Genomic DNA, 5,140 nt, shown 5'->3' with positions numbered 1-5,140 from the left:
CGTCAGCGCATCAGCACACAGTCACATCAACGACAGGCGACGTTGATCGTCACCCCAGATGCGGTTGCAGTATTAGGGGTGCTGCGCCGTGCCCGCCGCAGGCTGCTCCGTCCCGCAGTACCGACACTTGCCGGCCGCGGCGGGAATGTCCTCGGAGAGGCAGGCCGGGCACGTCTTCACCGCACCGGGCTCCTTAAAGGCAGCCACACCGCGCCGGGCCTGGAACTTCTTGTAGGGCACGACGATCAGGAAGTAGACGACGGCCATGAAGATGATGAAGTAGATGACCGCCGAGATGAACGACCCGATGTCGAGGAACGTCGCCTTGTTCCCGGGGCGCCCGAGCTGCCACCCGAGCCCGAAGTTCCGGCCTCCTTGCGCCCGCGCGATGATCGGGTTGATCACATTGTCCGTGAACGACTTGATGAGGGTGCTGAACGCCAGCGCGACGATCAGCCCGACCGCCACGACGACGATGTCGCCCCGCATCAGGAAGTTCTTGAATCCCCTGAGCATCGTGTCTCTCCGCGTCGGCGCCGATTTAACTGACTGGCCATCAGAACGATATCCGCCCTGCGCGGTGAGGCGACGGCGTGACGCGCGGGGAATCACGGCATCCAGTCCGGCAACGCGCCGCTGGACAGCCGATCCGTCGTACGTGCTGGTAAGACTGACACGGATGGCGATGGCATCGCTCGGGGCCTTGACTCTCCGACTGGCTGACTCTCCGGTTGCCCTTGTGGGGAATCGTCGGCCTACCGGGCGGTGCCGCACGGCGCGTGGCCGGTTGGACGTCTGTGACGTCAGAAGCCTGCCAAAGGTCCCATCACTGTCAGTCGGCCTGATCGGTGCGGGCCCGGCGGCGCCGCTCGCGGGGGCCGACCAGGTCGGCGCCTCGACGGGCGGGCCGAGGACGTGCTGAATCACCCACCAGCCGAACCTCCAGGGCCGGCACGTCCCGAGCCCGTTCGCTCACCACCTCGTATGTGCCGGGCCTCGGGACTTCCTCCTCCCCCTTCCTGTGCCGGTATCCGCAGATGCCCGGCTCCTCTCGAAACGGCCGGCGCCTCTCGCAGCAGCAGTACCGACCGCGCGAGCGCCGTCGGGATCCCGTCCCCGGCGATCCTGACGGCAGCGTTGATCCGCAGGCCCGCCGGGCGGGCCTGCGGCGGGAGGTCACTTACTCAGGAAGGTGAGGAGTGCTGCGTTGACCTCCTGCGCGTGGGTCCACAGCAAGCCGTGTGGCGCGCCCTCGATCTCGACATAGTCGGCGGACGGGAGCGCCTTGTGGAAGGGGCGTGCGGTCCCCTCGACGGGCAGGATCCGGTCCCCCGTACCGTGCAGGATCAGGGCCGGCACGTCGATGGCCGGGATGTCGGCGCGGAAGTCGGTGTACCACGTGGACGGCGCGGCGGCCGCCGCGAAGAAGCCGCCACCCGCCGCGACGTTCCAGCTGTTGCGTACGGCCTCCTCGCTGATCCTGGTGCCGAGGTTCTCGTCGAGGTTGTAGAAGTCCTTGTAGAAGTCGGTGTAGTACGCGTAGCGGTCCGCCTTGACGGCCGCGACGACGCCGTCGAAGAACTCCTTCGGTGCCACCCCGTCGGGGTTGTCGTCCGCCTTGAGCAAGCAGGGCTCCAGGGAGGCCAGGAAGGCGACCTTGGCGACCCGGGCGGAGCCGTAGGCGGATATGTACCGGGCGACCTCTCCGGTGCCCATGGAGAAGCCGACCAGGACGGCGTCTCGCAGGTCGAGGGTCTCCAGCACGGTGTTCAGATCGGCCGCGAAAGTGTCGTAGTCGTACCCGGTCGTCGGCTGGCTGGACTGTCCGAAGCCGCGGCGGTCGTAGGTGATCACGCGGTAGCCCGCGTCGAGCAATACGGCGCTCTGCCGCTCCCAGGAATGGCCGTCGAGCGGGAAGCCGTGAATGAGGACGACCGGCTGCCCGGTGCCGTGGTCCTCGTAGTAGAGGTCGATGGTGGTGGAGTTCTCCTGGCCCACGGTGATGTACGGCAAAGTGTCGTTCCTTCTTCTGGAGTGACTGGTGCGTTCGCGGCATGCGCGGCGCGGGATGGCTTCACGCTAGGGCGGACGTCTCGCCGCCTGTTGTCCTTCAGCGCATCGCTGCTTGCCTGAAAGTGCCAGGCAGAGCAGGAAGGGGACGAGTGCCGGAGCACTGCCGCACAGACCTTCGAAGGTGTGCCTCGCCCGCGCTCCTCACAGGCGCGGATGGACCACAGACGGTGCACCGACAGACAAGGCACTCTCGCCGGCGGCCCCTAGTGTGCTGTTCAAGCCTGCGGCCCGCACCAGCCGAGCACCACGACCGACATCCACAGGGAGTTGCGCCTTGTCTCCTTCCGACAGCCCGACCGTCGTCCTGGTCCACGGCGCCTTCGCCGACGCGTCCAGCTTCGCTCGTGTCATCCCCGAACTGATCGCCCGCGGCCTGGACGTGGTGGCCCCGGCTGTGCCCAACCGCACTCTGCTCGGCGACTCCGCCTACATCGCCTCGATCGTCCGTGAGATACCCGGATCGGTCGTCCTGGTCGGGCACTCCTACGGCGGCGCCGTCATCACCGTCGCCGGTGCGGAGGACAACGTCACAGCGCTGGTCTACCTGGCCGGCTACGCCCTGGAGGAGGGCGAGAGCCTGGGCGAGCTGCAGGGCGGCTTCCCGGATTCCGACCTGGCCACCGCGCTGGTCCACACGCCGTTCCCGATCGAGGGCTCCACCACTCCCGGCACCGACGTGTCGGTCGAGATCGACAAGTTCCCGTCCGTCTTCGCCGCCGATGTCGACCCCCACCTCGCGGCCGTCCTCGCCGTCTCCCAGCGCCCCCTGGCCGCACAGGCCTTCGCCGAGAAGGCTCCGAAGGCGGCCTGGAAGACCAAGCCTTCCTGGGGCCTGGTCGCCACGGCCGACCACACCATCAACCCCGAGGTGGAGCGTTACGGCTACCAGCGTGCCGGCATGACCACTGTCGAGGTCGATTCCTCGCACCTGGTGATGCTCGCCCACCCGGAGCGCGTCATCGAGTTGATCGAGGAGGCCGTCCGGGCCACCGCCCACTGAGCCGATTCCGATCTCGGGAACCGGCTGTCAGGGGATCTTGCGGACGCGGTGCTTGCTCAGGGCGGAGATCCCTGATCGCCACCGAGACAACCGCTCAGATCTCGTCGTCGAGGACCTGGCGAGCTCGGTCGTAGGCGCTCTCCTGCGCGGCGGCGTTCACGGGCTCGGTGGTCGCCTCCGCCAGGGCGAGGGCCGTACGCTCCCCGCTCCGTGAACAGCTCGGTGTCGCGCCAGGCGGCCGGCACGCCCAGGCGCTGAGCGGCTTCGCCAGCGCGCAAAGCGGCCCTGGTGTGCACGGTCAGGCAGTAGCATGATTGTTGAATGTGAAATCATATTCGGATGCGGAGGGCCCTCGATGAGCAACGTCGAAACGGATCCCGTCGCGCTGCGCTGCGGTGCCGCCGACCACCGTGAGCCCGCGCCGCAGGTCGACGTGCTGTCCGCCCGCGACGTCCCGTTGGGCGGCCCACGAGCCATGACGGTGCGGCGCACGCTGCCGCAGCGGGCGCGGACGCTGATCGGTGCCTGGTGTTTCATCGACCACTACGGACCCGACGACGTCGCCGACACCGGCGGTATGGACGTCGCTCCCCATCCGCACACTGGTCTGCAGACCGTGAGCTGGCTGTTCAGCGGGGAGATCGAGCACCGCGACAGCCTGGGCAGCCACGCGTTCGTACGGCCCGGCGAGCTGAACCTCATGACCAGCGGGTACGGGATCAGCCACTCGGAAGTCTCCACCGCCGCCACGATCCTGCACGGCGTCCAGCTGTGGGTGGCTCTGCCGGAACAACACCGGAACACCCGCCGGGACTTCCGGCACTACGTGCCGAACCCGGTCCGGGTGGGCGGGGCGGACATCAGAGTCTTCCTGGGATCCCTCGCGGGTGACACCTCTCCGGTGCGGACGTTCACTCCCCTGCTCGGCGCCGAACTCGTCCTCGACCCGCGCTCGACGACCACGCTCCCCGTAACGGCCGCCTTCGAGTACGGCCTGCTCGTCGACCAAGGGAATGTCCGCATGGCCGGAACCCTCCTGCACCCGGCGGAACTGGGCTACCTCGGCACGGGAAACGACACCGTGACGCTGACGAACGAGTCGGACACCCCCGCTCGGGCGGTGCTGCTCGGCGGCACGCCGTTCGAGGAGCAGATCGTCATGTGGTGGAACTTCATAGGCCGTAGCCACGAGGACATCGTCGACGCCAGGGAAGCCTGGGAGAACGCGTCCGACCGCTTCGGCAGCGTCGAAGGTTACGACGGCCACCGCCTTCCCGCGCCCGCCCTGCCGAATGCCACCATCGCGCCACGCAAGAACCCGACGCGTCACTGAAAGGCCCCTGATGACACAGCCCGCCGCCGCTCCGACTGTCGAGCGAGTGGACACCAAGCACCGGTACGAAATCCTGGTCGACGGCAAGAGCGCAGGCCTCACCGCATATCGCGACCACGATGACCAGCGCGTTTTCTACCACACCGAAATCGACGACGCCTTCGCCGGTCAGGGCCTGGCTTCGATCCTCGTCCAGCAGGCCCTGACCGATGTACGTGCCCTGGGGAAACGCATCGTGCCGGTCTGCCCTTACGTGGCCAAGTTCCTGAAGAAGCACGCCGAGTTCGCCGACATAGCCGACTGCGTGACCCCCGAAGTCCTGCGATGGCTGGAGACCGAGCTGGCGCACTGACCCAGGGCACCGGCGGTACGGGCTCTGCAGGCTCATCTCTGATGGAGATGACTGACATTCCGAACCATCGCCTCAGACGGGGAAGCACCCAGGGCGGACCGACGCTTACGACTGCGTGACGGCATCGAGGAAGCTGCCGGCCACGCCACGGCACTACCGCCCGCGCCGGTCTCCCGGCTCGCTCCGCCAAGAAGGTGCACATGTCCGCATCATCCGATCTCCGGACCTCGCGTCGGCCCGCGACCGCAACGGCCCCGCACGGCGTGCCGGGGTGGCTGGTCGCACTCCTGGCCGTCGCCTCCGGCATGACGGTCGCCAACCTCTACTACGCGCAGCCCTTGTTGTCCTCCCTGAGCGGTGTCTTCCACACCGGCACGGCCAC

Annotated in this window: 5 protein-coding genes and 2 pseudogenes; 4 read left to right on the top strand and 3 right to left on the bottom strand. The window is 67.8% G+C overall.

Annotation, left to right across the window (positions count from 1 at the left end):
- Positions 1-72: 72 nt before the first annotated feature.
- Positions 73-516 (bottom strand): MscL family protein, encoded by a 444-nt coding sequence (locus LE548_RS44250; protein ID WP_225102700.1) that lies wholly within the window; start codon positions 514-516, stop codon positions 73-75.
- Positions 517-1,176: 660 nt separating this feature from the next.
- Entirely contained in the window at positions 1,177-2,013 is an 837-nt protein-coding gene (locus LE548_RS44245) for an alpha/beta fold hydrolase (RefSeq protein WP_225102699.1), read from the bottom strand.
- 334 nt (positions 2,014-2,347) lie between these two features.
- Here LE548_RS44245 and LE548_RS44240 point away from each other — a divergent pair, with 334 nt between their 5' ends.
- Entirely contained in the window at positions 2,348-3,073 is a 726-nt protein-coding gene (locus tag LE548_RS44240; RefSeq protein ID WP_225102698.1) for an alpha/beta fold hydrolase, read from the top strand.
- Between the two features lie 100 nt (positions 3,074-3,173).
- On the opposite strand, the pseudogene LE548_RS44235 reads toward LE548_RS44240, so the two are convergent.
- Positions 3,174-3,381: pseudogene (locus LE548_RS44235) on the bottom strand (carboxymuconolactone decarboxylase family protein); the annotation flags it as partial.
- Positions 3,382-3,428: 47 nt separating this feature from the next.
- Here LE548_RS44235 and LE548_RS44230 point away from each other — a divergent pair.
- From LE548_RS44230 to LE548_RS44220, 3 genes and pseudogenes are all read left to right on the top strand, one after another.
- Positions 3,429-4,406 (top strand): pirin family protein, encoded by a 978-nt coding sequence (locus LE548_RS44230; RefSeq protein WP_225102697.1) that lies wholly within the window; start codon positions 3,429-3,431, stop codon positions 4,404-4,406.
- 10 nt (positions 4,407-4,416) lie between these two features.
- Positions 4,417-4,758, top strand: coding sequence for a GNAT family N-acetyltransferase (locus LE548_RS44225; RefSeq protein ID WP_225102696.1), 342 nt, complete (start codon positions 4,417-4,419; stop codon positions 4,756-4,758).
- A gap of 200 nt (positions 4,759-4,958) precedes the next feature.
- Positions 4,959-5,140: pseudogene (locus tag LE548_RS44220) on the top strand (MFS transporter); the annotation flags it as partial.

Source organism: Streptomyces sp. CoH27, from assembly GCF_020181035.1.
In the GTDB taxonomy this organism is placed as follows: Bacteria; Actinomycetota; Actinomycetes; order Streptomycetales; family Streptomycetaceae; genus Streptomyces; species Streptomyces camelliae.
This window is presented reverse-complemented; position numbering and strand designations above follow the sequence as displayed.